A 25,768-nucleotide genomic window follows, 5' to 3' on the forward strand; every position below is an offset into this window, starting at 1 on the left:
AACCACAGTGCCCGAAGTATCTGAGGAACCGTTGACCCAGTCCACCCCCGATCTGCTCGACGCCGCCGTCGAGTCCCTCGGCGGCGCCCGGCGCGAGGGCCAGATCGCCATGGCCGAGGCCGTCACGAAGGCCATGGAGACCGAACGTCACCTCGCCGTCCAGGCCGGCACCGGCACGGGCAAGTCCCTGGCCTACCTGATCCCGGCGATCCGGCACGCCCAGGCCACCGGCACCACCGTGATCGTCTCCACGGCGACGATCGCGCTGCAGCGTCAGCTCGTCGAGCGGGATCTGCCCCGGCTGGCGGAGGCGCTGGAACCGCACATGGAGCGCAGACCCACCTTCGCGATCATGAAGGGCCGCTCAAACTACCTGTGCCTGAACAAGCTCGGCCAGGGCGCGGACGAGCCGGAGGACGCACTCATCGACGAGGCCGACGTCTCCTGGTTGGGCCGGCACATCTCCCGTGTCCACGACTGGGCGAACGACACCGAGACCGGCGACCGCGACGATCTCGAACCCGGCGTGCCCGACATGGCCTGGAAGCAGGTCTCCGTGACCGCCCAGGAGTGCCTGGGGGCGTCGCGCTGCCCACACGGCGAGGAGTGTTTCGCGGAGCTGGCCCGCGCCAAGGTCCAGGACGTCGACGTCATCGTCACCAACCACGCCCTGCTGGCCATCGACGCCCTGGCGGACATCGACATCCTGCCCGAGCACGACGTCGTGGTCATCGACGAGGCCCACGAACTCGACGGCCGCATCACCTCGGTGGCCACCGCCGAGATCGCCCCGACCTCCCTGCGCATGGCCGCCAAGCGCGCCGGGAAGCTCGGCGCGGACGGGAAGGACGAGCGGCTCGACGAGCTGACCGGTGACTGGGAGACGGCGTGCGAATCGCTTCCCGACGGCCGCTGGACCGACCTCGGGGTCAGCGCCCGCGGCAGCCTGGCGGGTCTGCGCGGCGGCCTGTGGTCGTTGCGGGAGGCCATCGTCCGGCCGCCCGAGGGGGAGGCGGCCAATGACCCGGAGAAGTTCGCCGAACGCCAGAACCTGGCCAACCACCTCCAGGAGCTCCACGACGCGGTGGTGCGCATCCTCGAGGTCTTCGACGAGACCGATCCGGCCGCGCAGAGCGATGTCGTGTGGCTCGACCGCAGCGAACGCCGCGGTGATGTGCTGACCGTCGCCCCGCTGTCGGTGGCGGGGCTGCTGCACGAGCGGCTCTTCCGGGAGCAGACTGTCGTGCTGACCTCGGCGACGCTGACCGTGGGCGGCAACTTCTCCGCCATGGCCGCGGCCTGGGGCCTGCCGAAGGGCAGCTGGGACTCCCTCGACGCCGGCACCCCGTTCAACCCGCGCAGGTCCGGGATCCTCTACACCGCACGGCATCTGCCCCAGCCCGGGCGCGACGGACTGGCGCCCGAGACCCTCGATGAGATCGCCGAGCTGATCATGGCCGCCGGCGGCCGCACGCTCGGCCTGTTCTCCTCCCGGCGCGCCGCCGAGCAGGCCGCCCAGGCGATGCGTACCCGCCTGCCCTTCGACGTCCTGTGCCAGGGTGACGACACCACCGGCGCGCTGGTGGAGAAGTTCGCGAAGAACGAGAACATCTGCCTGTTCGGCACGCTGACGCTGTGGCAGGGTGTGGACGTGCCCGGGCGGTCCTGCTCCCTGGTGCTCATCGACCGCATCCCGTTCCCGCGTCCCGACGACCCGCTGCTCCAGGCCCGCAAGGAGGCCGCCGACGCCGAGGGGCGCAGCGGTTTCATGGAGGTCGCCGCCACGCACGCGGCGCTGCTCATGGCGCAGGGTGCGGGCCGGCTGCTGCGCTCGGTCAACGATCGCGGCGTCGTCGCCGTGCTGGACAATCGACTGGCCACCAAGCGCTACGGCAGTTTCCTCCGGGCGTCGATGCCGGCCTTCTGGGAGACCACTGACCCGCAGGTCGTGCGTGGGGCCCTCAAGCGGCTGGTCGCCCAGTAACCCGAGAGGGCCCACCCCGGTTGCCCGGGGGCTAGCATGGGGACATGTCCGGCAATCCCGTCCGTGCCAACTGCGCCCGTCCCCACCACTGCTCGGCGGACGTGCGCATGGAGGTCATGGCGCGTTCCCCGCTGACCCGGGAGCTGGCCGTGGACGAGCACCGGGAGCTGGACCGGCACCTCAGCGCATGGTCATGGGGCGAGGGCCAGCCGATTCTCCTCGCGGGTGACGAGGCCACGGGCAGTTACCTCGTGGTCTCGGGTCGCGTGCGCGTCACCCGCGACACCATCGACGGCCGCGGGATCACCGTCGACCTCGCCGCCCCCGGGGACGTGATCGGACCGCTGGGCACCGCACCGGCGGAGGCCGTCGACTCGGCCTGGGCGATGGAGACCACCTGCGCTCTGTACCTGCCCGCCGACTCGCTGGCCGAGGTGGTCGAGGAGCACCCCCGGCTGGCCCTGGCGCTCCTGCGGATGCAGCAGGACCGTCTCGCCCAGTCCCGCGAGCGTGACATCGGCCGGACCACGAGGAGCGTCGAGCAGCGGGTGGGTGCGGTCCTCCGCCGGCTCGACGACAAGCTCGGCCACCGGCGGGAGGACGGGTCCAGTCTGCTGCAGATCCGGCTGCGCCGCGACGACATCGCCGGCATGGCCGGCACCACGCTGGAGTCCGCGTCCCGGGCAATGTCGAAGATGAAAAGGTTCGGCCTGATCGACTCCGGCCGGGAATGGGTCGCCATTGTCGACCACGCCGGACTCGACGAGCTGATCGACCGGGGATGACACCGGTCTGAGACCGTTTCCCGTTGTTTGATCCAGGTCAAGGAAGTTGTCTCCCCCGGCTCTTAGAGTCGAAGGTGCACGCCAGAACATGGCAGTGCGGACACCGACCGAGACGACGAAAGGACTGGTTGCGATGACCGCCCCGACCAAGCTGAAGAACACCACCCTGCGCTCCGATGAGTTCTCCTGCCCGAGCTGCATCACCAAGATCGAGACCAAGCTGAACGGCCTCGACGGCGTGGAGTCCGCGGAGGTGAAGTTCTCCTCCGGACGTATCCTCGTCTCCCACGACCCGACCCGGGTCAGCGTCCGTGACCTGGTCGAGGCCGTCGCCGCCGTGGGCTACACCGCCAGGCCCTCGGCCATCTAGCCCCACCGCCCTTCCTCCCCCGGCAGCCCGCCGGCAGCCCTCCGTGGCGCCGACGGACTGCCGGGGCGCACGTTCCTTCCCGCTGCCTTCCGCCCAGGTCAGCGGGTCTCCCGTTCCTTGATCCGCGTCAAGGAACTTCCCCGTCTCCGCCCCTAGATTCAAAGGTGTCAGGAAAGAAAGACTGAAGACACTGAAGACATCGAGTGAAAGGGAAGATAATTCATGAAGACGTGGAGAACCTGGGGCGTGGTCACCGTCTCGGGACTGCTGATCATCCTGTCCTGGATCACGGGATCCGATCTGCTGATGATCGTCGCGGCCGTGGTCGCCGGCTGGCGGATCGCGGTCTCCGCCTTCCGGGCGCTGCGCATCAGGACCATCTCGATCGACCTGTTGGTCGTCGTCGCCGCGGTCGGTGCGCTGTTCATCAACAACTACTGGGAATCCGCGGCCGTGACCTTCCTCTTCGCCCTCGGCGGCGCACTGGAGAAGGCCACGCTCAACCGCACCCGCCGGGCTCTGTCCGACCTGGTCGACACAGCGCCCGAGACCGCCACCGTCCTGCGCGACGGGGAGCCCGGGACCGTCGCAATCCGGGAACTGGTCCCGGGTGACGTCGTCCTGGTCAGGAACGGTGAGCAGATCCCCGTCGACGGGCGCGTGGTCTCCGGCCACGGCGGTGTCGACGAGGCCACCATCACCGGCGAGTCCGTCCCCGCCGAGAAGACGGAGGACTCGGAGGTCTTCGCCGGCACCTGGTTGCGCAGCGGCGTGCTGCAGGTGGAGGCCGTGGGCATCGGTCCGGACTCCACGCTGGCGAAGATCATCCACCGCGTCGAGGACGCCCAGGACGACAAGGCGAGGACGCAGACCTTCCTGGAGACGTTCTCCCGCTACTACACCCCCGGAGTCATGCTCGCCGCCCTCGTGGTCGGCCTGTTGGCCCGGAACGTGGAGCTGGCGCTGACCCTGCTGGTCATCGGTTGCCCCGGTGCCCTGGTCATCTCCATCCCGGTCTCCATCGTCGCGGGCATCGGCCGCTCCGCCCGGGACGGCGTGCTCATCAAGGGCGGCGAGTACCTGGAGACCTCCGCCCAGGTCGACACCGTCGTCGTCGACAAGACCGGCACGCTGACCGACGGCCGCCCCGAGCTGACCGACGTCGAGGTTCTCGACCCGAACTACACCGAGGATGAGGTGCTCACTCTGGCCGCCCGCGCCGAGACCGCCTCCGAGCACCCGCTGGCCGAGGCCATCATCCACGGCGCCGAAAGCCGGGGCCTGACCGTCGAGATGGTGGGCAAGGCGGAACCGATCGCCGGCCAGGGCATCCGCGCCCGGGTCGACGACCGCACCGTCGCCGTCGGCTCCGCCGCCCTGCTCCGGGAGATCCCCGACGCCTCCCGCACCCTGGAGCTCAACGGCCAGGGCAGGACCGCCATGTACGTCGGCGTGGACGGCCGGGCCATCGGGATCCTCGCCGTGGCCGACACCATCCGCGTGGACGCCCCGGCCGCGATCAAGGCCCTGCACGACAAGGGGATCAGGATCATCATGGCCACCGGTGATGCCCGACGCGTGGCCGGGAACGTCGCCGCCGAACTCGGTGTCGACGAGGTCCACGCCGAGCTCATGCCCGAGGACAAGCTGACGATCGTCAGGGAGCTGCAGGCGGCGGGCCACACGGTGGCCATGGTCGGTGACGGCGTCAACGACACCCCGGCACTGGCTCAGGCCGACATCGGGGTGGCCATGGGGGCCGCGGGCTCGCCCGCCGCGATCGAGACCGCCGACATCGCCCTGATGGCCGACCGGCTGCCGCGTCTGCCCCATGCCCTGGGGCTGGCCAGGCGCACCGTGGGCACCATGAGGGTCAACATCGCCGTCGCCCTGCTCACGGTCGCGGTCCTGCTGGCCGGCGTCCTCCTCGGCGGAGTCACGATGTCGCTGGGCATGCTCGTTCACGAGGCGTCCGTCCTGCTGGTCATCGCCATCGCGATGCTCCTGCTGCGGCCCACCCTCCGGGAGGACGAGACCCCGGATGCCCACCGTGCGGAGGCCAGGCAGGCGGCCAGCGTCTGATCCCGGCCCCTGCCTCCCGCTAGTGGGCCAGCAGCCGCCCCGGAATCGCGAACACCGTCAGCGAGTCCGGGGCGACCTCCGTGAACCCCGCGTCGTGCACCGTCACGGCGAGGGGGTTGTCCGCGTACCGGGCGAAGGTGTCCGGGGCGACCTCGCGGACATTGAGCGCGAAGTCCATCGCCGCCCACGCGCGCACCCATTCCAGGTCCTTGTGGGCGGCCAGCAGCATGCTGGCGTGGCCGACCTGGGCGGCGGCCTTGCCGGTGGTCATCCGCAGGCCGCCGTCGATGAGGATCGTCGGCAGGTCGGCGTCGATCTCGCCCGGTTCATCCTGCGGCAGCTCGGTGCCCTGTATCTGCAGTTTGCGGACCGGGGCCGGCACCTCGGAGACCGCCGAGGGCAGGAAGGCCCGGGCCTCGGCACCGTTGACGGCGACCGTGACCCCCGGGACCTCCTGGACATCGGTCCACTGCTTGTTGCGGGCCCGCCGCGCCACCTTGCGGATGAGGTGGTCATACCAGTTCTCCAGCGCTTTACGCCAGGCGGGGTCGGTGGCCACGCGCTCGTCGAAGCAGACCTCCACGACGGCGCGGGCCGCGGCCTCCAGCAGGTCCGTGCGCCGCGGCGGGTCGGCCTTCGGGACGTGCAGGGCGAGCTGCATCGCCTGCACGGTCTCCGGGCGGTCGGGATCCTCGGAGTGCGCGACTCCCACCCGGCTCGACAGGATCTCATGGGCGAGCGTCATCCAGTCGCCGCTCACTGGATCAGGGCCACCCTGTGGAAGGTCCCCTCCTCGAGATCGGAGGAGTCGATCTCCTCACGCGGGACGCCGAGGATGTGGAGCACCTCGTCGAGGAAGGGGTGGTTGACGGAGGTGTCCGCGATCTCGCGGAGGGCGGGCTTGGCGTTGAAGGCGATGCCCAGGCCCGCGGCGGAGATCATGTCGATGTCGTTGGCGCCGTCCCCCACGGCGACGGTCTGGTACATCTCCAGGCCCGAGTCCTCGGCGAACTCGCGGAGGAAATCGGCCTTGGCGGCACGGTCGACGACCTTGCCAATGACCCTGCCCGTGAGCTTGCCGTCGACGATCTCGAGGGTGTTGGCGCGGGCGTAGTCCAGCTCCAGTTCCTCGACGAGCCCCTCAAGCACCTGGATGAACCCACCCGAGACGACCGCGGTGCGGTAGCCCATCTTCTTCAGGGTGCGAATCGTGGTGCGGGCACCCGGAGTCAGCTCGATGGCGGCCGCCACCTCGTCGACCACGGAGGCGTCGAGACCCGCGAGCGTCGCCACGCGCTCGCGCAGCGACTCCTCGAAATCGAGCTCGCCACGCATCGCGCGCTCGGTGACCTCGGCGACCTCGGCCTCCTTGCCCGCGTGGGCCGCCAGCATCTCGATGACCTCGCCGGTGATCAGGGTGGAGTCGCAGTCGAAGCAGACCAGGCGCTTGGAGCGGCGCAGCAGGCCGGCACGCTCGATCGCGATGTCCACGCCCAGCTGGGTGGTGAGCTCGGCAAGTGCCTTGCGCAGCGCCTTGCCACCGCCGGGCTCCGGATTCGCCACGGTGATCCGCAGCTCGAGACCGGTGATCGGGTAGTCGGCGATGCCGCGGATGCGGTCGATGTTGGCGTCATAGTTCGCCAGGGTCTGGCCGATGGCCGAGACATCGGCGGCCGTGACCGGATTGCCGAGCACCACGAGCTCGTGGGTCGAGCGGGGGCGGGAACTCTCACGGGTCTCGCCGACCTCGACCGTGACCCGCTGGCCGTAGCCCTTGAGGGTCTCGCTCAACCCCTCGGTGATGGTCTCCTCGCCGGCCGCCTCCAGTCCGACGTAGGCCGCAAGCGAGAGCCGACCACGGAACTGAGACTGCTCGACGTCGAGGAGCTGGATGTCATGCGCGGAGAGGACGCGGAAGAAAGCGGCGGACACGCCGGGGCGGTCTTTGCCGGTGGCGGTGATGACCGCGGGAGTCAGACCGGGGCGCAGGCTGACCGCCATGCCCAACTGATCGTCCGGGGTACCTTCGAATTCATTGGGGTTTGTCACGCGGTCATTGTCTCATGACCCGGGCCGATACAACGACATACCCCCGGTAGGTGGGCACCTACCGGGGGTATGTCTAGTCAGAGGGGATACTCGTAGTCCCTAACTGCTTCTACCGCTGAGGGGACTGCTCCTCAGTTTCCCGCATCGCGTGCGGCGTCGGGGACTTCTGGAGCTCGGCACGCTCGTCGTGGGCACCGACGTGGGCCTCGAGGCGCATGCGCTCAACCATGTGCGGGTAGTGCAGCTCGAACGCCGGACGCTCGGAGCGGATACGCGGCAGCGAGACGAAGTTGTGGCGCGGCGGCGGGCAGGAGGTCGCCCACTCGAGGGAGTTGCCGTAGCCCCACGGATCGTCGACGGTGACGATCTCGCCGTAGCGCCAGGACTTGAACACGTTCCAGAGGAACGGGATGACGGAGGCACCCAGGACAAAGGAGAAGACGGTGGAGATCTGGTTGAACAGAGTGAAGCCGTCGGAGTCCAGGTAGTCGGCGTAGCGACGCGGCATACCCATGTTGCCCAGCCAGTGCTGGATGAGGAAGGTGCCGTGGAAGCCGACGAAGGTCAGCCAGAAGTGGATCTTGCCCAGTCGCTCGTCCAGCATGCGGCCCGTCATCTTCGGGAACCAGAAGTACACGCCGGAGAAGGACGCGAACACCACGGTGCCGAAGAGGGTGTAGTGGAAGTGGGCGATCAGGAAGTAGGAGTCGGACAGGTGGAAGTCCAGCGGCGGGGAGGCCAGCATGATGCCGGTCATACCACCGAAGAGGAAGGTCGCCATGAAGCCCACGGCCCAGATCATCGGGGTCTCCCAGGTGATGTGGCCCTTCCACATGGTGCCGGTCCAGTTGAAGAACTTCACGCCGGTCGGAACCGCGATCAGGAACGTCATGAAGGAGAAGAACGGCAGCAGGACCGCACCGGTGACGAACATGTGGTGCGCCCAGACGGCCATGGACAGGCCGCCGATGGCCAGGGTCGCGAAGACCAGACCGATGTAGCCGAACATCGGCTTACGGGAGAAGACCGGGATGACCTCGGAGACGATGCCGAAGAACGGCAGGGCGAGGACGTAGACCTCCGGGTGGCCGAAGAACCAGAACAGGTGCTGCCACAGGATGGAGCCGCCGTTGGCGGTGTCGAAGATGTGGCCGCCCAGCTTGCGGTCGTAGAGCACGCCCAGGGCCGCGGCGGTCAGCAGCGGGAAGATCATCAGGGCCAGAACGGAGACCACGAAGATGTTCCAGGCGAAGACCGGCATGCGGAACATGGTCATGCCCGGGGCACGCAGACACAGGATGGTGGTCAGCATGTTGATCGCGGAGGCGATGGTGCCGATACCGGTCATGCCGACACCCATGATCCACAGGTCAGCGCCCACACCCGGGGTGTGGACGGCGTCCGACAGCGGGGAGTACATGGTCCAGCCGAAGTCGGCGGCGCCACCCGGGGTGAGGAAGCCGGTCAGCATGACGATGCCACCGAGGCCGGTGATCCAGAGGCCGAAGGCGTTCAGCCGCGGGAAAGCGACATCCGGCGCACCGAGCTGGAGCGGAAGGACAAAGTTGGCGAAACCCCAGACGATCGGGGTGCCGAAGAGCAGCAGCATCACGGTGCCGTGCATGGTGAACAGCTGGTTGAACTGTTCGTTGGAGAGGAACTGCAGGCCCGGAGTGAAAAGCTCCGCACGAATCAGCAGTGCCATCAGTCCACCGAGGAAGAAGAAGCAGAAGGACACGATGATATACATGATGCCCAGCTGTTTGTGGTCGGTGGTGGTGAGCATGTTCCAGGCCCTGGAGCCTACGCGCTCATGCCCGGTCGGTGCAGGACGTTCCGGCTCGACATAATCGTCGAGCCTAGGCGCCACAGCAGTCATTCGATCCTCCTGACTACGGGACAGTCCGGGCAGGCCGGACCGCCATGGTGTTACACCGTCTCATCATAGAGGACGGGTAAGAATTATTTCCAGCTCGTACCTACTGGAGACACAGCCCAGTCTAACCCGCTCCCCCGCCGGTCACGACAGAAGATCCGCCGGAAACGACCGTCGACGGGACAGTCACCTGCGAACCAACCACCGACCAGTGACACATGACACAGGACGAATTCCCGGGAGCACCCGATTCACCGCTGGGGGCACCTCGACCCCACCCCCGGTCGAAATCAACCTTTCGATTGAACCCGTCTCCATCGAAGGGCAGCGCCGGAATCTGCCGGGAAATAAGGACCCCTGGGCCGGATACCGCTCCCCACCGCCGACGCCCCGGCGACGGCCACCTCGGCCACCTCCTCCCCCAAAATTCCGCGCTTCCATCCTGGGGCGAGAACTCCTTCATATATATATAAGGAATGACAGCGCCCCCAACGGAAACCGGAGGTCCCGTGGCCACCGTTGACGGTTTCCGCACCGCCCGCCCCCTGGGACGGCGCGGGGAGGGACACCGACGCAGCCCGGATCCGATCGACGGGAAACAGCGCCGTATCGCCGCTGCGGCACGGGAAGTGCCGGCTCCTTCTCACCCGCACCACAGTCCCTGCCGGGATCCGCGGCCATGCGGTCACCGCGGACGATCCGACCGTGGATGGTGACGGAGGCGACTTCGGACGGGATCCTGACCACAGTTTCACAGGTCAGACCAAAGCCTCCAGCCACCCCCGAGACGGCCAGTCCTCCCCTTTCAGCGGTGGTTACGGCAGGAACAAACTCCCCCCGTTTACGTGAAACAGCTCTCAGGCTCCATTCATGATCGTTAAGATCACCATTACTAGCCCAGCCCTTCTCCGGCGCCCGCTGGATTGCGCCGCTCATCGTGAAACGAGGATGCCCCTGATGGCCGCCAGCCCCCAGTCCCCCGCCGCCCCACTGCTTGATGGAGTACTCGACCAGCTCGGCAGTGACATCGTCTCCCGCACACTGCCCGAGGGGAAGACCTTCACACTCCAGGACATCAGCGACCGCTTCGAGATCTCCCGCACCGTCGCCCGGGAGGCAATGCGCGCGCTCGAGCAGATGGGGCTGGTCTCCTCCTCACGCCGCGTCGGCATCACCGTCCTCCCCCGCAGCTCCTGGGCGGTGTTCGACCCGGCGGTGATCAACTGGCGTCTACGCTGCCCCGAGGAGCGCCGCAAGCAGCTGCAGTCGCTCAATGAGCTGCGGATCGCCGTCGAGCCCACCGCCTCCCGCAACGCCGCCCATAGCGCGAGCACCGAGGAGCGTGCCGAACTCCTGGCGCTCGCCCGGGAGCTGCGCGAGCTCGGCAACGCCGGCCAGGGCGCCTCCGAGGAATTCCTCGCCGCCGACATCCGCTTCCACTCGCTGCTGCTCGAGATCTCCGACAACGAGATGTTCGCCGCACTGACCCCCAGCATCCTCAACGTCCTGCAGGGGCGCACCACCTTCGGCCTGCAGCCCGACGAGCCCGCCCCCACCGCCATCGAGGCCCACGAGGAGCTCGCCCACGCCATCGCCGACGGCGACCCGGACGCCGCCGAACAGCACGCGCGCCGCATTCTCACCGAGGTCCGCGCCGCCCTGTTCCAGTAGCCTGCCGATGCCGCGTCGGACGGGCGTCGACAAGCGCCGCGCGGGGGCGGAGCAGCCGCCGAAGGCCCGCACCCCCTGATGGGGTGCGGGCCTTCGGCGTTCCGGCGGACCGGTGGATCTAGAGCATGCAGCTGACGCAGCCCTCGACCTCGGTGCCCTCCAGCGCCACCTGACGCATACGGATGTAGTAGAGGGTCTTGATGCCCTTGCGCCAGGCGTAGATCTGGGCGCGGTTGATGTCACGGGTGGTGGCGGTGTCCTTGAAGAACAGGGTCAGGGACAGACCCTGGTCGATGTACCTGGTGGCCACCGCGTAGGTGTCGATGATCTTCTCGTAGCCGATCTCGTACGAGTCCTGGAAGTATTCCAGGTTGTCGTTGTCCATGTGCGGCGCCGGGTAGTAGACGCGGCCGATCTTGCCCTCCTTGCGGATCTCGATCTTGGAGGCGATCGGGTGGATCGAGGAGGTGGAGTTGTTGATGTAGGAGATTGAACCGGTCGGCGGCACCGCCTGCAGATTGCGGTTGAACAGGCCGTGCTCCATGACGTCCGTCTTGAGCCGGGCCCAGTCCTCCGCGTCCGGCACGTGGGCGGTGGAGTTGGCGAACAGCTCCTTGACCTTGTCGGTCTTCGGGGCGAACTCGGCCGGGTCGAACTTGTCGAAGTACACACCGGAGGCGTACTCGGAGTTCTCGAAGTTCGCGAACTTCTGGCCGCGCTCACGGGCGAGCTTATTGGAGGCCCGCAGGGCCTGGTAGAGCACCGCGGCGAAGTAGGCGTTGGTGAAGTCCAGGCCCTCCTCGGAGCCGTAGTAGATGTGCTCGCGGCCGAGGTAGCCGTGCAGGTTCATCTGGCCCAGACCGATGGCGTGGGCGGCATTGTTGCCCTCCCGGATGGACGGCACCGAGTCGATGGAGGTCTGCTCGGAGACTGCGGTCAGGCCCCGGATGGAGGTCTCGATCGTCTTGGCGAAGTCCGGGGAGTCCATCGTCATGGCGATGTTCAGCGAGCCCAGGTTGCAGGAGATGTCCTCGCCGACCTTCGAGTAGGTCAGGTCGTCGTTGTACTCGGAAGGAGTGTTGACCTGCAGGATCTCCGAGCACAGGTTGGACATGTTGATCCGGCCCTCGATCGGGTTCGCGGCGTTGACCGTGTCCTCGAACATGATGTAGGGGTAGCCGGACTCGAACTGGATCTCCGCCAGGGTCTGGAAGAACTGGCGGGCGTTGGTCTTGGTCTTGCGGATGCGCGGATCCTCGACCATCTCCTGGTAGTGCTCGGTGACGGAGATGTCGCCGAAGGGCTTGCCGTAGATGCGCTCGACGTCGTACGGGGAGAACAGGTACATGTCCTCGTTGCGCTTGGCCAGCTCGAAGGTGATGTCGGGAATCACCACACCGAGGGAGAGGGTCTTGATGCGGATCTTCTCGTCGGCGTTCTCGCGCTTGGTGTCCAGGAACTTCAGGATGTCCGGGTGGTGGGCGCTGAGGTAGACCGCGCCGGCGCCCTGGCGGGCACCCAGCTGGTTGGCGTAGGAGAAGGAGTCCTCGAGCAGCTTCATGACGGGGATGACGCCGGAGGACTGGTTCTCGATGTGCTTGATGGGGGCGCCGGCCTCGCGCAGATTGGACAGCAGCAGGGCGACGCCGCCGCCACGCTTGGACAGCTGCAGGGCGGAGTTGATGGCGCGGCCGATGGACTCCATGTTGTCCTCGATGCGCAGCAGGAAGCAGGACACGGGCTCGCCGCGCTGGGCCTTGCCCTCGTTGAGGAAGGTCGGGGTGGCCGGCTGGAAGCGGCCGGACATGATCTCGTCGACGAGGTTCTCCGCGAGGGCGCGGTCACCGTCGGCCAGGGAGAGGGCGACCATGGAGACGCGGTCCTCGAAGCGCTCGAGATAGCGGCGGCCGTCGAAGGTCTTGAGCGTGTAGGAGGTGTAGTACTTGTACGCGCCCAGGAAGGTCTGGAAGCGGAACTTGTAGGAGTAGGCGCGCTTGAACAGATCCTTGACGAACTCGAAGTCGTACTTGTCCAGCACCTCCGTCTCGTAGTACTTGTTCTCGACCAGGTACTTGAGCTTCTCCTCCAGGTCGTGGAAGTAGACCGTGTTCTGGTTGACGTGCTGCAGGAAGAACTGGTTCGCGGCCTCGCGGTCCTTGTCGAACTGGATCGCGCCGTTCTCGTCGTAGAGGTTCAGCAGGGCGTTGAGGGCGTGGTAGTCGAGCTGGTCAACCGGCTTGACCGGCTCGGCAACGGACTTTCCCAGTGTGGTGGTCAACGTGTTGTGGCCTTTCGGTGAGGAGGTGGGTGGGGAATTTCAGTGAACTGAGACCAGGAAAAGACTAGGAGGAGGCGGTTCCGGCCGCGGGGGCCGGGGTGACCATGGGAGTCAGCCCGAGGCGCTCGGCGTTGTCGAGCAACCCGCCCCGCAGCACGCGGACGTCCTCGTCGGTGCCCATCAGCTCAAAGCGGTAGACGTAGGGCACTTTGCACTTGGCGGAGATGACCTCCCCGGCGAGTCCGTAGTCGGTGCCGAAATTGGTGTTGCCGCCGGCGGCCACCGCCCGGATGAAGCTGCGGTTGTGCTCGTTGTTGAGGAAGTGGATGACCTGCTTCGGCACGGGCTTCGAATTCTTGCCCGTCATCGTCACACCGCCGCCGTAGGTCGGGGTGATGAGAATGTAGGGCTCGTTGACGATGAGCGGCTCATCGGTGCGGTGGAGCGGAATCCGGGCACTGGGAAATCCCAGCTTGTCGACGAAACGGCGCGTGTTCTCCGTCACGGAGGAGAAGTATACGACGAGCACTGAGCGCTCACTTCCCTTCTGACACCACCGGCGGACGCCCGCCGGTTTTCGCGGTGCTGACTCGATTGAACAAAAGTCGTGGACGAATAAAGCCGCCCGGTCTCGTGGGCGGCGGATGAGGCGGTCGCGGATCCCGGGTAGGACTCTGACGCCTCCGGACGAACGGAGGAGCGGGCTCAGGCGGCCTGGGCGACCAGTCCACGGATGCGCTCGGGGCGGAAGCCGGACCAGTGCTCGCCGTCGACCTCGACCACGGGGGCCTGCACGTAGCCGAGGGCCATGACGTAGTCACGGGCCTCGTCATCCAGGCTGATGTCAACGGTTTCGTACTCCAGGCCGGCACGGTCGAGAGCCTTCTTCGTGGCGTTGCACTGCATGCAGGCGGGCTTGGTGTAGAGAGTGATAGCCATGGGGTGCTCCTCGGTCTCGATGTCTTCGTACTGGCCGCCGGTTCCTGTCGCGCCCCGGCGGTCGAATGGCCGGCCTTCACGCGCTCCTGCGGTTCGCCTTCTGTTTTCCACCCTTGGTGGGGTGTCATGAACCGACACTATACTTTGTGGTCGGAACCCGCAAATAGCACTACATATAGTAGTTACATCGATGATATTCCCAGCTAAGAGGGACTCCGGACCCCACATATTGACCCGCCCCCGACGTTGGGGTGCACGCCCGAAACAACAACGGTGTCATTTCCGCAGTTCACCCTTTCATGCCGTTATTGAATCGTTATTTTCGGGGTGAATGCGCTACTTCACCCCATGCTTCAGCGGCGTGAGGGCCGGGGCGAACAAGTATGGACGAGGCGGGGACAGGAGCATCGGCAGACGCCTCGGCGGAGGGCCGTGTCGGGGCGGGTGCAGACAGGCTTCCGGCATCGACGCCCCGGAGCCCTTCGAGGGGCATCAGGGGCCGACAGGCGCGCGGGCGCTGACGAGCAGGGGCCGGCGGACACGGGTGGTCGGTGGGCTCCGACAGGCGCGCGGGCAAGCCAAAGGCCGCCCGCCCTCCCCTGATGTGGGGAGGGACGGACGGCCTTCGGACTGTCCGGAGTATCCGGCCTCTAGCCCTGGCGGGCCTTGAAGCGCGGCTCCTTCTTGTTGATCACGTAGACCTTGCCGCGGCGGCGGACAACCTGGGCGCCCGGCTTGTTCTTCAGCGACCGAAGCGACTTGCGAACCTTCATCGGGCGCTCCTTTCTTTATGCGCTCATTGGAATTGAGACTCAATTATCGCAGTGGCTGATCGATCCGCCTGAGGATCGGACGTATCTGTCAGCCATGACACGAGGGAACATATTACCCCACGTCGACGGGAATGCCCAAACCGCCCATCAGGGCCAATTTCAGTGCCCGGCGTGTCGCCTCTCGAGCTCCCGGCCGACCTCATCGAGCGAGCGACCGGAGGTCTCGGGGATGAACGTCCGGACGAAACCGAGCGCCGTCAGGCCGAGACCCGCGAACAACAGGAAGGTGCCCGCGCCGGAGAGCACGGCCACCAGCGGCAGGAAGAACTGCGCCACCGCCCAATTGGCCACCCACAGGGACAGGCCGGCGATGCCCATGCCCAGGCCACGGATGCGCACCGGGACCAGCTCGGAGATCAACAGCCAGGTCGTGGGTGAGACCGCCGCCTGCTGGAAGGCGATGAACAGCGCCATGACCCCGAGGGACAGCAACGCCACGCTGACGTTGCCTTCGGCGAAGTTGTAGGTCACCGACAGCACAATCAGCGAAACGACGTTTCCGGCCAGGCCGATGAGCAGCAGACGGCGACGCCCGATCCGGTCGACGATCTGGAGGCCGACCCAGCAGGCGAGCACACTGACCACGCCAATGACGATCGAAGTGTAGACCGCATTCTCGGTGGAGATGCCCACCTGGCTCATCATCGTCGGCGCGAAATAGATGACGGCGTTGACGCCCGTGATCTGCTGGGTGACGCCGATCAGCAGCGCCAGCAGCACGGTCACCCGCAGCCACCGGTTCGTCTTGAGCGCCCGCCACTCACCGCCCCCGCCGCGCGACTGCCCGGCGCCGGCGACTGCCGAGAGCTCGGCCAGCGACATCCCGGCGCGCGCGGCGGTCGCGCGGGCGCGCTCCAGCTGGCCGCGACGGGCGTACCAGACCGGGGTGTCCGGCAGGAACCACATGCCGACCACGAGGACGGCACCGGGGACGGCCGCCATGCCGAGCATGAGGTGCCAGTTCGCGGTCGGCGCGAGCACGGAGTTGACCAGGTACGCGGCGAGCTGGCCGACCACGATCATCAGTGTGTTGAGGGAGACCATCTTCCCGCGCACTTCGCCGGGAACCTGCTCGGAGATGTACATGGGCACGACGATGCTCACGGCGCCGACCGCGAGGCCGAGGAAGGTGCGGGCGGCGCCGAGCATCGCCACCGAGCCGGCGACCGCACACCACAGGGACCCGAGAACGAAGATGGCACCGCCGATGATGAGGGTCAGCCGCCGCCCCAGGAGGTCGGCGACGCGGCCGCCGAAGAGGGCGCCGACCGCTGCCCCGACGAGCAGCATGGAGGTCACCCACCCCTCCTCCGCCGGGCCCATGCCGAATTCGGGGCTGATGAACAGCAGGGCACCCGACATCACTCCGGTGTCGTAGCCGAAGAGCAGTCCGCCGAGCGCGGCGATGGCCGCGACGGTGCGCACGTACCGGCGGGTACGTGCGTCACGCTCGACGGGCCCGGCGGGACCGTCGGGACCGTCGGCCAGCGTCGGTTCCGGTCCCGGGAGGACGTGGGAGGATTCAGTTGTTTCGTTCACACTCGCCGATTCTGGCAGCCGGGTACCCTGGCTGTCATGTCCACACAGCCCGATAACCTGCAGAAAACCATCATCTCCTCCCTGCAAGTACGTCCCTTGATCGATCCAGAGAAAGAGGTGGCGAAACGTGTCACCTTTCTGGCCGAGTACCTCGAGAAGACGGGCCTGAACGGTTTCGTGCTCGGCGTCTCGGGAGGCCAGGATTCCACCTTGGCGGGCCGGCTGGCCCAGCTCGCCGTGGAGCAGCTCCGTGCCCGCGGATATGACGCCGAATTCTGGGCCGTCCGCCTGCCCCACGGGGTCCAGTCCGACGAGGACGATGCGCTCGCCGCCCTCGACTTCATCGCGCCGGACCACAGCGTGACCGTCAATATCGCGGATCCCACCGCCTCCCTCTCCCGGGACGTCGCCGCCGCCCTCGGTCTCGGGGAGCTCGGCGACTTCAACCGCGGCAACGTGAAGGCCCGTCTGCGCATGGTCGCCCAGTACGCCATCGCCGGCGAGAAGGGCCTGCTCGTCATCGGTACCGACCAGGCGGCGGAGAATCTCACCGGCTTCTACACCAAGTTCGGCGACGGCGCGGCGGACGTCCTTCCCCTCGCCGGCCTGAACAAGCACCAGGGCGCCGACCTCCTCCAGCACCTGGGCTCGCCCGAGTCACTGTGGACGAAGGTCCCCACGGCCGACCTGGAGGATGACCGTCCCGCCCTGCCCGACGAGGAGGCGCTCGGCGTGACCTACCACGAGATCGACACCTACCTCGAGGGGGGCGACGTCGATGACACCACCGGCGAGCGGCTCGAGCAGCTGTGGCACGCGGGCATGCACAAGCGCCGCCCGCCGGTCACCCCCACCGACGACTGGTGGCGCTGAGTCCGGGTCAGCGGAACCGGTCCAGTCGCTCGCAGGTGGCCATCGCCGCCACCGTCAGCGGCCGGGCGTAGCCGGGGCCGTGGGTGTAGGTGTGCACGGCCAGCGGATGGAGCTGGTGGACGGGGATCCACTCGCGGAAGTCCTTCGGCAGGGTGCGCACCTCGCGGTACCCGGCGTAAATATCGTCCAGGTGCGGCGCACCGAACAACGCCAGCATGCCCAGGTCCGTCTCCGGGTGGCCGCCGTGGGCGGCGGGGTCGATGAACACCGGGCCGTCCGCGCCGAAGAGCAGATTGCCGCTCCACAGGTCACCGTGGATACGCGCGGGTTCGACGTCCCAGTGGGTCTCGGCGACGGCCGATGACGCCCGCTCAACCCAGTCCAGCCCGTCCCGGTCGAGGTGGCCCACCCGGTGGGCCGCCCGGGCGAAGGGAAGCACGCGCTGTTCGGCATAGAAAAGGCCCCAGTGCGGGGTGGGCCGGCACTCCTGGGGTTGGATGCCGATGTAGTTCGGCCCCTCCCACCCGTCCGGCGGGGAACCGAAGGCGTCCGCCCCGGCGAGGTGGATGAACGCCAGTTCGCGGCCGGCCCGACGCGCGGTCTCCTTCGTCGGGGAGACCGGCTGCACCCGCACGGTGGTCAGGGTGTTCATTCCGACGGCCACGACCTCCGCGACGGCGTCCGAGGCCTGGCGCAACCACTGCAGCCCGGCGGCCTCGGCCTCGGCGGCACGTTCCTCACGGGGACGTTTGGTGAAGATCTCGCTCATGCCGCCCCAGGGTAGCCGGAAGGCGGGTCAGTAGCGCTCGGGTTCCTCGGTGACCTCGAACGCACGGCCCGTGATCTCCCCGGGGGCGATGCGCACCCAGTTGTACTTCAGCGTCGGGAGCCAGGGCTTCAGGCCCAGGGTCTCGGCGTGGGCGATCTCGTCGGTGTTGTTGAGGACAGTCGCGGTGCCGCGCACGATGACGGACCAGACGGTGTCCCCGTCGCGGCCGTCGGCCTCGAAGAGCACATCGTTGTTGAGGTGGATGGTGAACAGCTTGGACCCCTCGGCCGTGCGGAAGTAGACGTTCCCGGCGTCGACGACGAAGTTGACCGGGAAGATGTCGATTTCGCCCGTGCGGTGGACGACCACCCGGCCCGGCTGGGTCCCGGCCAGACGGGCGAGGGACTGGTCGAGGGTGAGCTCGCGGTAGACATCGCTGTAGTTGGCCATGCCTCCATCATCCTCGCGGAATCACCGCCGTGGGGGACGTTCCCCCCATTTGCGCCGGGCGTCCCGTCCGCCGCGGAGCGGGGCCGTGGGAACCCGGGTCCAGTCCTCCACGCCACCTTCGGGGGCGATGTCGTCGATGAGTGCCAGGTCGGCGTCAGACAGCGTGAGCTCGGTGGCGGCGAGGTTCTGTGCGACACGTTCTCGGTTGCGGGAACCTGGGATGATGTTGTCGCCGCGGGCCAGCAGCCACGCCAGCGCGAGCTGCGGGAGGCTGACCCCCACTCTCCGCGAGGCTGATGAGCCGGTCCATGGTCTCCAGGTTCGCCGCGAAGTTCTCCGGTGCCCACCACGGGATGTTCCGCGGAAGTCATCCTCCCGGTAGGAGTCGCGCGGCCTGACCGCTCCGCTGAGGAAGCCGCGCGCCAGGGGCGAGTGGGCGACGAAGCCGATCCGAGTTCCTGCAGGGCACCGAGCAACTCCTCGCTGACCCCGGTGGGGATCGAATACCCGGACTGCAGCACCGAGACCGGATGCACCGCGTGCGCGCGCCACACGGTGTCGGCGTCCGCGTGGGAGAGGCCGAGATATTCCACCTTGGCGGTGGCGAACTCCCCATCACCCGACCACTTCCTCGACCGGGACATCCGGGTCCGGGAGGCGCTGGTACAGCAGGTCGATCGAGCCCACGCCGAGGTTGAGCAGGCTGTTGTCGACGGCCTTGCTGATGTGCCGGGGACGCGAGTTCGGGCCGGAGCCCGGGGTCAGGCCGAACTTCGTGGCGAGCACGACCTCGTCACGGAAGGGCGTGACCGCGTGGCCGAGCAGCCTCTCCCCTTCACCCCAGCCGTACATTTCGGCGGTGTCGAACATCGTCACACCCCGTGCATGTGCGCGACGAATCGCGGCGATGGACCAGGTGTCATCGGACGGGCCGTAGTTGACCACGGTTCCCATCGCCCCGTAGTTGAGGGCGGAGACCGTCAGGCCCTGTCGGCCGAGCACACGCATGTCCATCGTCAGGTCTCCCGGAGATCATGGGTGGGCGCCACCGTACCCGGCCCCGGCGGACTGCCCCACGTCCCGCGGACATGACAAGGGGCCGGTCACCGCAAAACGCGGTGACCGGCCCCTATCTTCCGGTGGAGCTAATGGGATTCGAACCCATGACCCCCACACTGCCAGTGTGGTGCGCTACCAGCTGCGCCATAGCCCCTGAATCTATTTATTTTTCACTTCCCACCGCTTGCGGTGTTCAGCGGTGGAGCTAACGGGATTCGAACCCGTGACCCCCACACTGCCAGTGTGGTGCGCTACCAGCTGCGCCATAGCCCCGTGTTGCAACTCATGTAAATGTACACGCCGTCTCGATCAGGAAACAAATCGCCAGGTCACCGAGTAAAACACCCTGCCGCCGGAGGGCCCGGCGGCAGGGTGCGCGAAAGGCGTGTGAACGATGGTTCAGTCAGCCGGTTGCGACGGTCGCGTGCGCCTACTGGCCGACGACGGCGTCGACCCACTGGTTGATGTCGGCGACCTCGACGTCCTGGCCGTTCTGGAGGACACGCGGGGAGGAGACCGAACCGGTCTGCTCCTCCAGCTGCTGGGCGTTGCCCTGAGCCACCTCGATGGCCTGGTCGTGGTATTCACCGTTGCGGATGGAGTCGACCACGTCGCCGGGTGCGCCGAGCTCCTCGGCGGCGTTGGCGAAGTCGTCGTTGCTCCACTTGTTGTAGATGTCCTCCTGCTCCTCCATCAGGACGGAGCGGTAGTTCCAGTACAGCGCCGGATCCCCGGTCTCGGCGACGGCCAGGATGGCGGCCACGGCCTGAGTGGAGTGCCCGTCGGTGTTACCGCGGTCCAGGAAGTTCAGCGGGTGGACGTTGACCACGAGTTGGCCGTCCTCGATGGCGTTCTTCATGTCCGCGTCGGTGTTCTCCGCGAGCGTGGCGCAGTGGGGGCAGGAGAAGTCCTCGTAGAGGTGGACCTCGGCGGCATCGTCAGCGACGTCCTCGGCGGCCAGGGTGACCATGCCGTCGTGGTAGTCGGCCGTGAAGGCCACTTCCTCGTACTCCCGGTCCGCGAGGTGTTCGGTTTTGGCGCCCTGGCCGGAGAAGATGATGTAGCCGATCACCACGATGGCGATCACCACAACGGCGACGATGGCCCAGAGGAAGCCTGCCCCGCCCTTCTTGTTCGGATCACTGACCTTTGTGCTCACTATTAAATACCTTGTTCCAGTCTGTTCAGTCGGTTGCGTCGGTGAGGTGCCGGCGGGCTGCCCGGCCGGGGATCAGGGGTGCAGGGCCCACTTCCTGAAGGGACGGTAGGCGGTCCACAGCGACAGCGCCAGGAAACCGAGGTCACGCAGCACCGCCCAGAAGTACGTCATGTGGTCCCCGGTATCGTTGATGTTCACGGTGAAGCACCCGCAGTTGATCGCCAGTCCACGCACCCAGGCCTGGATGAGGCCGATGGTGAACAGCCCCAGGACGAAAGCGGTGATCTTGCCGGTGGGACGCAGGAAGATGCCCAGCAGGAGCATCAGTCCCGCCGCGATCTCCAGCGGCGGCAGGACCAGGGCGATGAAATTGGCCACCTCGGGAGTGAACATCTCGTAGGCCAGCACGGACTGGGCCACGCCCATCTCGTTGCCGAGCTTGGAGAAACCGGCCCACAGCCAGATCCCCGCCATGCCGAAGCGGGCGAGGAAGCTGATGAGGTCGAGCCCCACGCGGGCCCGCGGGCCGCTGAGGAAGCTCGGTGCGGTGGTGGACGTCGGCCCGGTTCCGGCCGCCGGCCGCCGCGCCTCGTCAGTCATTTCGATGGTCGACACAGTCCCTGACCTTATCGCAACTTCCGGCCCCGGTACATACTTATCTGCCGTGGTCGCAGGCTGGGCAGACGGACCCGGCACCGGCTCTGCGGACCCGCCCAGCCGGTTCACAGCCACCCCACATCCGCGCCCCTCCCCCCGGGACGGTCCGCAGCGTCGGGAGCTGGGGCTACTGTCCGAGCACGGCGCTGACGACGGCCTGCGCCTCGTCCTGCACCTGACGGAGGTGATCTTCGCCACGGAAGGACTCGGCGTAGATCTTGTACTTGTCCTCGGTGCCGGAGGGGCGGGCGGCGAACCAGGCGTTCCCGGTGGTCACCTTGAGCCCACCGATGGGGGCGGCATTGCCCGGCGCGCGGGTGAGCTTCGCGGTGATCGCCTCGCCGGCGAGCTCGGTGGCGGTGACCTGTTCCGGGGAGAGCTTCTTCAGGATGGCCTTCTGCTCGCGGGTCGCCGGGGCGTCCGTGCGCGCGTAGGCGGGGGCACCGAACTCCTCGGCCAGTTCCGCGTAGCGCCGCGAAGGGGTCTTGCCGGTGACGGCGGTGATCTCGGCGGCGAGCAGGTTCAGGATCAGGCCGTCCTTGTCGGTGGACCAGACCTTGCCGTTGTGACGCAGGAAGGACGCGCCGGCGGATTCCTCGCCGCCGAAGCCGATGCCGCCGTTCTGCAGTCCGTCGACGAACCACTTGAAGCCGACGGGGACCTCGTTGAGGGTGCGTCCGAGCCTGTGCACCACGCGGTCGATCATGGAGGACGAGACCAGGGTCTTGCCCACGGCGGTGTCGGCGGCCCACCCCGGACGGTGGGCGAAGAGGTACTCGATGGCCACGGCCAGGTAGTGGTTGGGGTTCATCAGGCCATGGTCCGGGGTGACGATGCCGTGGCGGTCGGCGTCGGCGTCGTTGCCGGTGGCGATGTCGTAGCGGTCACGGTTCGCGATCAGCGAGGCCATGGCGTTCGGCGACGAGCAGTCCATGCGGATCTTGCCGTCGGTGTCCAGGGTCATGAAGCGCCAGGTGGCGTCCACCTGCGGGTTGACCACGGTGAGATTCAGGTTGTGCGTCTCGGCGATCGCGCCCCAGTAGTCCACGGAGGCCCCTCCCATCGGGTCGGCGCCGATGGACAGCCCGGCGTCCCTGATCGCGGCCAGGTCGACCACGTTCGGCAGATCGGCGACGTAGGTGCCCAGGTAGTCATGGCGGTGGGCGCGTTCGTCCAGCACGCCCGTGACGGGAGTGCGCTTGACGTCCCTGAGGCCGCCACGAAGCAGCTCATTGGCACGGTTGGCGATCCAGTCGGTGGCGTCGGTGTCGGCCGGGCCACCGCTGGGCGGGTTGTACTTGAAGCCGCCGTCCCGCGGCGGGTTGTGGGAGGGGGTGATCACGATGCCGTCGGCCGGGGCCGGCGAAGGCGTGGCGGTGCCCCACCGGATTCCGGCGTTGTGGGCCAGAATCGCGTGCGAGACCGCCGGGGTCGGGGTGTAGCGCCCCGCGGCGTCGACAAGTACGTCAACGTCATTGGCCAGCAGCACCTCGAGCGCGGAGACCATCGCCGGCTCGGAGAGCGCGTGGGTGTCCCGGCCGATGAACAGCGGACCAGTCCACGCGCGCTGGGAGCGGTAGTCGACGATGGCCTGGGTGGTAGCCAGAATGTGGGCCTCGTTGAAGGCGGTGTCGAGGGAGGAGCCGCGGTGGCCGGAGGTGCCGAAGGTCACCTGCTGGTCCGGGTTGTCCGCATCAGGCGTGCGGGTGTAGTAGGCGGTGACGACCTCGGCGATGTCGATGAGGTCCTCGGGCCGGGCGGGCTGGCCGGCGCGCTCGTGTGCCATGACGTGGTGCTCCTTGGTTCGGATCGGACGTGAACCCGGACGGCGGGCGCCCGGGAACGGCTTTCCCCCCATTGTCATCCGTCCGCGTCACCCGCGCAGCCCCATCGCCGCCCCCTCCCCCGTTTGGCCCACCGGAACCCGGAAAAGTCGCTCCTTTGACACGTCCGACACCCCCGCGAGGGGGCGAATTGCGGCGCGTGCCGAGTTTTTTGCCCGTATCTGTTGGTTGTGATTTCTATCGCAAGCTAGATTTTCCTCATGGAAAACGTGCAGAACGTCCTCGACTGGCTCGGAGGCATCGTGTGGGGGCCCTTCGTCCTCATCCCCCTCCTGCTGGGTACCGGTCTCTATCTGACGATCCGGCTCGGGGCGATCCAGTTCCGGACCCTGGGACGGGCGCTGCGTCACGGGCTGATCGACCGCAGCGACACGGACGGCAAGGGCGACATCTCCAACTACCAGGCGTTGACCACCGCGCTGGCCGCCACCGTGGGCGTGGGCAATATCGTCGGCGTGGCCACCGCCCTGGCGGTGGGAGGGCCCGGCGCGTTGTTCTGGATCTGGGTGACCGGCCTGGTGGGCATGGCCTCCAAGTACACCGAGGCCTTCCTGGGTGTGCGATTCCGCACCACCGACGCCAAGGGGGAGCAGTCCGGTGGTCCGCAGTACTACCTCAAGCGCGGTATCCCCGGCCCCGTCGGCAAGGTGCTGGCCTTCCTCTTCGCCGTCTTCGCGGTGATCGCCTCCTTCGGCATCGGCAATCTCACCCAGGCCAATGCGGTGGCGACCAACATGGAGGGCACCTTCGGCGTCGATCCATGGATCTCGGGCATCCTCATGTTCGTGTTCGTCGGCGCCGTACTGCTCGGGGGCATTCAGGCCATCGGTCGGGTGACCTCCGCCTTCGTCCCGCTGATGATCCTGCTCTACGTCACCGGCGGCATCGTCGTGCTCGTGCTCCTCGCCGAGGACATCCCGGCCGCGCTGTCCCTCATCTTCACGGACGCGTTCACCGGCACCGCGGCCACGGGCGGCTTCGTCGGTGCGGGCTTCATGCTGGCCATCCAGTTCGGTGTCGCCCGCGGCATCTTCTCCAACGAGTCGGGCATGGGTTCCGCCGCCATCGCCGCCGCCGCGGCCAAGACCTCCCACCCGGTGCGTCAGGGCCTGGTCTCCATGACGCAGACCTTCATCGACACCCTGATCGTCGTCACCATCACCGGCCTGGTCATCGTCACCACGGGCGTCTGGGACACCGGCCGCGAGTCCGCCGGCGTGATGACCGCCGACGCCTTCTCCGTGGCGCTGCCGGGTGACTGGGGCGGCACGATCGTGGCCCTGTCGGTCATCTTCTTCGCGTTCTCCACGATCCTCGGCTGGTCCTACTACGGTGAGCGCTCGCTGGAGTCGCTGATCGGGCGCCGTGGCACCGTCCCCTACCGCATGCTGTTCACCGTCGTGGTGTTCATCGGCGCGACCGTGGAGCTGGGCCTGGTGTGGTCCTTCTCCGACCTGGCCAACGGCCTGATGGCGCTGCCGAACCTCATCGGCCTGCTCATCCTCTCCGGCCTGGTGGCCCGCGAGACCAGGGCCTACCTGAAGTTCGACCCCAAACTGAACAAGACCCCGGAGGACGTGCAGACCTTCCTGCGGCAGCAGGGCACGGACTGGAAGTAACCTGAACGGGTGCTTCGTGACGCCCTGACCGTGGCGGCCGGCGCGGCCCTCGGCGCGCTGGCCCGTTTCGCGGTCGAGCACGTCCTGGGAGCCGGGATGTGGCCGCTGCTGGCGGTCAACGTCCTCGGCTCCCTGCTCATGGGCGCACTACGCCCGGGGTTGTTCTGGGGCACGGGTGTCCTCGGCGGATTCACCAGCTTCTCGACGTTCGCGGTGCTCACCGCCGACAGTTCCGCTGCGGGGGCCGCGGGCTACGTCGCGGCCACCGTCATCGGCTGCGTCGGTGCGTGGCTGCTCGGTGACCGGTGGGCCCGATCGGCGCGGTCGGCGCGGCGTCGGAAAGCGGGTGGCCGGTGACGGGGACCGCTGAGCTGTTGTGGGCCGCACTCGCGGTGGCCGTGGGAGGTTTCCTCGGGGGTCTGGGGCGTTGGGCGTTGAGCCGGTGGCCCGGCGGGCGCCCCGGCACCTGGGGCGCGAACATGACCGCGTGCCTGGTCCTCGGGGTGGCCCTCGGCGGTCCCGGGCTGGTGCCGTTGGCCGCCGGGACCGGTTTCGCGGGCGCGTTGTCCACCTGGTCGACACTGGCCCGCGAACTCGGCCAGCTCGGTCGCGCGGGACAGTGGCGCACTTTCTGGCTCTATCTCGGTGCCACGGTGGTCCCCGGGATCATCTTCGCCTGGCGCGGCGCCGTCTTCGCCGGTCGCATCTGGGGCGGATGACCTCTCCGGTCGGATCGTGTGGCGCGTGAGCGTTCGGAGACGCCCCCTCCCCTCCCCGCCCCGCCCCGCCCGGGCCGATTCCGGCCGTTCACCCGCGCACCGTTCCGGCCCGCCCCCAACTGTGGCCCGAGGGGCGGGACACGACGACGCCCCGCCACACCGGCCGTGGTGGCCGGTGGGGCGGGGCGTCGGAAAGCGGGCGGACTTCCGCGG

At 67.7% G+C, this 25,768-nt stretch carries 24 protein-coding genes and 2 tRNA genes; 9 read left to right on the forward strand and 17 right to left on the reverse strand.

Annotated elements, in window-relative coordinates; translation table 11 throughout:
• Window positions 1–7: 7 nt before the first annotated feature.
• The 4 genes from A605_RS11765 to A605_RS11780 all read left to right on the forward strand — a co-directional run bounded on the left by A605_RS11765 (window position 8) and on the right by A605_RS11780 (window position 5,221).
• Entirely contained in the window at window positions 8–1,984 is a 1,977-nt protein-coding gene (locus tag A605_RS11765) for an ATP-dependent DNA helicase (RefSeq protein ID WP_027004253.1), read from the forward strand.
• Between the two features lie 44 nt (window positions 1,985–2,028).
• The gene (locus A605_RS11770; protein WP_015401736.1) at window positions 2,029–2,769 is read left to right on the forward strand and encodes a Crp/Fnr family transcriptional regulator; all 741 of its coding nucleotides are present in this window, start codon (window positions 2,029–2,031) and stop codon (window positions 2,767–2,769) included.
• Window positions 2,770–2,902: 133 nt separating this feature from the next.
• On the forward strand, window positions 2,903–3,139 hold the full coding sequence (locus A605_RS11775) for a heavy-metal-associated domain-containing protein (RefSeq protein WP_015401737.1): 237 nt from the start codon (window positions 2,903–2,905) through the stop codon (window positions 3,137–3,139).
• Window positions 3,140–3,361: 222 nt separating this feature from the next.
• Window positions 3,362–5,221: a heavy metal translocating P-type ATPase gene (locus tag A605_RS11780; protein ID WP_015401738.1), complete on the forward strand. Its 1,860-nt coding sequence runs from the start codon at window positions 3,362–3,364 to the stop codon at window positions 5,219–5,221.
• Window positions 5,222–5,240: 19 nt separating this feature from the next.
• Here the strand turns inward: A605_RS11780 and A605_RS11785 are convergent, their stop codons facing one another.
• The 3 genes from A605_RS11785 to ctaD form a co-directional block, all read right to left on the reverse strand.
• Window positions 5,241–5,966: a peptidyl-tRNA hydrolase gene (locus tag A605_RS11785; protein ID WP_015401739.1), complete on the reverse strand. Its 726-nt coding sequence runs from the start codon at window positions 5,964–5,966 to the stop codon at window positions 5,241–5,243.
• A gap of 11 nt (window positions 5,967–5,977) precedes the next feature.
• Complete coding sequence (serB, locus tag A605_RS11790; protein WP_015401740.1) at window positions 5,978–7,222, reverse strand: phosphoserine phosphatase SerB; 1,245 nt, start codon at window positions 7,220–7,222, stop codon at window positions 5,978–5,980.
• Window positions 7,223–7,379: 157 nt separating this feature from the next.
• Window positions 7,380–9,149, reverse strand: a complete 1,770-nt coding sequence (gene ctaD / locus A605_RS11795; protein ID WP_027004250.1) for an aa3-type cytochrome oxidase subunit I — start codon at window positions 9,147–9,149, stop codon at window positions 7,380–7,382.
• Window positions 9,150–10,103: 954 nt separating this feature from the next.
• On the opposite strand from ctaD, the gene A605_RS11800 reads away from it, so the two are divergent.
• On the forward strand, window positions 10,104–10,817 hold the full coding sequence (locus A605_RS11800) for a FadR/GntR family transcriptional regulator (protein ID WP_015401742.1): 714 nt from the start codon (window positions 10,104–10,106) through the stop codon (window positions 10,815–10,817).
• 118 nt (window positions 10,818–10,935) lie between these two features.
• Here A605_RS11800 and nrdE read toward each other — a convergent pair whose 3' ends face one another.
• The 5 genes from nrdE to A605_RS11825 form a co-directional block, all read right to left on the reverse strand.
• Window positions 10,936–13,095, reverse strand: coding sequence for a class 1b ribonucleoside-diphosphate reductase subunit alpha (gene nrdE, locus A605_RS11805; RefSeq protein ID WP_015401743.1), 2,160 nt, complete (start codon window positions 13,093–13,095; stop codon window positions 10,936–10,938).
• A 64-nt stretch (window positions 13,096–13,159) separates the two neighbouring features.
• Window positions 13,160–13,624 (reverse strand): class Ib ribonucleoside-diphosphate reductase assembly flavoprotein NrdI, encoded by a 465-nt coding sequence (nrdI, locus tag A605_RS11810; protein ID WP_015401744.1) that lies wholly within the window; start codon window positions 13,622–13,624, stop codon window positions 13,160–13,162.
• 176 nt (window positions 13,625–13,800) lie between these two features.
• Window positions 13,801–14,034, reverse strand: coding sequence for a glutaredoxin-like protein NrdH (nrdH, locus tag A605_RS11815; protein ID WP_015401745.1), 234 nt, complete (start codon window positions 14,032–14,034; stop codon window positions 13,801–13,803).
• A 650-nt stretch (window positions 14,035–14,684) separates the two neighbouring features.
• Complete coding sequence (gene ykgO / locus A605_RS11820) at window positions 14,685–14,807, reverse strand: type B 50S ribosomal protein L36 (RefSeq protein WP_005511141.1); 123 nt, start codon at window positions 14,805–14,807, stop codon at window positions 14,685–14,687.
• A 159-nt stretch (window positions 14,808–14,966) separates the two neighbouring features.
• On the reverse strand, window positions 14,967–16,355 hold the full coding sequence (locus tag A605_RS11825; protein ID WP_042440522.1) for a sugar porter family MFS transporter: 1,389 nt from the start codon (window positions 16,353–16,355) through the stop codon (window positions 14,967–14,969).
• Window positions 16,356–16,442: 87 nt separating this feature from the next.
• Here A605_RS11825 and nadE point away from each other — a divergent pair, with 87 nt between their 5' ends.
• Window positions 16,443–17,279, forward strand: a complete 837-nt coding sequence (gene nadE, locus A605_RS11830) for an ammonia-dependent NAD(+) synthetase (RefSeq protein WP_015401747.1) — start codon at window positions 16,443–16,445, stop codon at window positions 17,277–17,279.
• Between the two features lie 7 nt (window positions 17,280–17,286).
• Here the strand turns inward: nadE and A605_RS11835 are convergent, their stop codons facing one another.
• The 9 genes from A605_RS11835 to pgm form a co-directional block, all read right to left on the reverse strand.
• Complete coding sequence (locus tag A605_RS11835) at window positions 17,287–18,048, reverse strand: fructosamine kinase family protein (protein WP_015401748.1); 762 nt, start codon at window positions 18,046–18,048, stop codon at window positions 17,287–17,289.
• A 27-nt stretch (window positions 18,049–18,075) separates the two neighbouring features.
• Window positions 18,076–18,498: a pyridoxamine 5'-phosphate oxidase family protein gene (locus A605_RS11840; RefSeq protein ID WP_015401749.1), complete on the reverse strand. Its 423-nt coding sequence runs from the start codon at window positions 18,496–18,498 to the stop codon at window positions 18,076–18,078.
• A 21-nt stretch (window positions 18,499–18,519) separates the two neighbouring features.
• On the reverse strand, window positions 18,520–19,050 hold the full coding sequence (locus A605_RS16090; protein ID WP_244428983.1) for an aldo/keto reductase: 531 nt from the start codon (window positions 19,048–19,050) through the stop codon (window positions 18,520–18,522).
• A gap of 63 nt (window positions 19,051–19,113) precedes the next feature.
• The gene (locus A605_RS16095) at window positions 19,114–19,512 is read right to left on the reverse strand and encodes an aldo/keto reductase (RefSeq protein ID WP_015401751.1); all 399 of its coding nucleotides are present in this window, start codon (window positions 19,510–19,512) and stop codon (window positions 19,114–19,116) included.
• A 126-nt stretch (window positions 19,513–19,638) separates the two neighbouring features.
• Window positions 19,639–19,711, reverse strand: a tRNA-Ala gene (locus A605_RS11855).
• Window positions 19,712–19,757: 46 nt separating this feature from the next.
• Window positions 19,758–19,830 (reverse strand) — tRNA-Ala (locus A605_RS11860).
• Window positions 19,831–19,987: 157 nt separating this feature from the next.
• Window positions 19,988–20,716 (reverse strand): DsbA family protein, encoded by a 729-nt coding sequence (locus A605_RS11865; RefSeq protein WP_015401752.1) that lies wholly within the window; start codon window positions 20,714–20,716, stop codon window positions 19,988–19,990.
• Between the two features lie 72 nt (window positions 20,717–20,788).
• Window positions 20,789–21,331: a DoxX family protein gene (locus tag A605_RS11870; RefSeq protein ID WP_015401753.1), complete on the reverse strand. Its 543-nt coding sequence runs from the start codon at window positions 21,329–21,331 to the stop codon at window positions 20,789–20,791.
• A 169-nt stretch (window positions 21,332–21,500) separates the two neighbouring features.
• Window positions 21,501–23,159: a phosphoglucomutase (alpha-D-glucose-1,6-bisphosphate-dependent) gene (gene pgm, locus A605_RS11875; protein WP_015401754.1), complete on the reverse strand. Its 1,659-nt coding sequence runs from the start codon at window positions 23,157–23,159 to the stop codon at window positions 21,501–21,503.
• Between the two features lie 258 nt (window positions 23,160–23,417).
• Here pgm and A605_RS11880 point away from each other — a divergent pair, with 258 nt between their 5' ends.
• Genes A605_RS11880 through A605_RS11890 form a run of 3 tightly spaced genes read left to right on the forward strand, consistent with a single transcriptional unit; the run spans window position 23,418 to window position 25,555 of the window.
• Window positions 23,418–24,836 (forward strand): alanine/glycine:cation symporter family protein, encoded by a 1,419-nt coding sequence (locus A605_RS11880; protein ID WP_015401755.1) that lies wholly within the window; start codon window positions 23,418–23,420, stop codon window positions 24,834–24,836.
• A gap of 9 nt (window positions 24,837–24,845) precedes the next feature.
• Window positions 24,846–25,193, forward strand: a complete 348-nt coding sequence (locus tag A605_RS11885; RefSeq protein WP_015401756.1) for a fluoride efflux transporter family protein — start codon at window positions 24,846–24,848, stop codon at window positions 25,191–25,193.
• A complete protein-coding gene (locus A605_RS11890; RefSeq protein WP_015401757.1) occupies window positions 25,190–25,555 on the forward strand; it encodes a fluoride efflux transporter FluC in 366 nt (121 codons plus the stop codon). The genes A605_RS11885 and A605_RS11890 overlap by 4 nt, the downstream gene beginning before the upstream one ends.
• Window positions 25,556–25,768 lie beyond the last annotated feature (213 nt).

The sequence above is a fragment of the Corynebacterium halotolerans YIM 70093 = DSM 44683 genome (assembly GCF_000341345.1).
GTDB lineage: Bacteria > Actinomycetota > Actinomycetes > Mycobacteriales > Mycobacteriaceae > Corynebacterium > Corynebacterium halotolerans.

Excerpts from the sequence above, each read along its gene's own strand:
- A605_RS11770 (WP_015401736.1), top strand. The coding sequence starts at position 2,029 with ATGTCCGGCAATCCCGTCCGTGCCAACTGCGCCCGTCCCCACCACTGC.
- A605_RS11775 (WP_015401737.1), top strand. The coding sequence starts at position 2,903 with ATGACCGCCCCGACCAAGCTGAAGAACACCACCCTGCGCTCCGATGAG.
- A605_RS11780 (WP_015401738.1), top strand. The coding sequence starts at position 3,362 with ATGAAGACGTGGAGAACCTGGGGCGTGGTCACCGTCTCGGGACTGCTG.
- A605_RS11785 (WP_015401739.1), bottom strand. The coding sequence starts at position 5,966 with ATGACGCTCGCCCATGAGATCCTGTCGAGCCGGGTGGGAGTCGCGCAC.
- serB (WP_015401740.1), bottom strand. The coding sequence starts at position 7,222 with ATGGCGGTCAGCCTGCGCCCCGGTCTGACTCCCGCGGTCATCACCGCC.
- ctaD (WP_027004250.1), bottom strand. The coding sequence starts at position 9,149 with ATGACTGCTGTGGCGCCTAGGCTCGACGATTATGTCGAGCCGGAACGT.
- A605_RS11800 (WP_015401742.1), top strand. The coding sequence starts at position 10,104 with ATGGCCGCCAGCCCCCAGTCCCCCGCCGCCCCACTGCTTGATGGAGTA.
- nrdH (WP_015401745.1), bottom strand. The coding sequence starts at position 14,034 with ATGGCTATCACTCTCTACACCAAGCCCGCCTGCATGCAGTGCAACGCC.
- ykgO (WP_005511141.1), bottom strand. The coding sequence starts at position 14,807 with ATGAAGGTTCGCAAGTCGCTTCGGTCGCTGAAGAACAAGCCGGGCGCC.
- nadE (WP_015401747.1), top strand. The coding sequence starts at position 16,443 with ATGTCCACACAGCCCGATAACCTGCAGAAAACCATCATCTCCTCCCTG.
- A605_RS11835 (WP_015401748.1), bottom strand. The coding sequence starts at position 18,048 with ATGAGCGAGATCTTCACCAAACGTCCCCGTGAGGAACGTGCCGCCGAG.
- A605_RS11840 (WP_015401749.1), bottom strand. The coding sequence starts at position 18,498 with ATGGCCAACTACAGCGATGTCTACCGCGAGCTCACCCTCGACCAGTCC.
- A605_RS16095 (WP_015401751.1), bottom strand. The coding sequence starts at position 19,512 with ATGGACATGCGTGTGCTCGGCCGACAGGGCCTGACGGTCTCCGCCCTC.
- pgm (WP_015401754.1), bottom strand. The coding sequence starts at position 23,159 with ATGGCACACGAGCGCGCCGGCCAGCCCGCCCGGCCCGAGGACCTCATC.
- A605_RS11880 (WP_015401755.1), top strand. The coding sequence starts at position 23,418 with ATGGAAAACGTGCAGAACGTCCTCGACTGGCTCGGAGGCATCGTGTGG.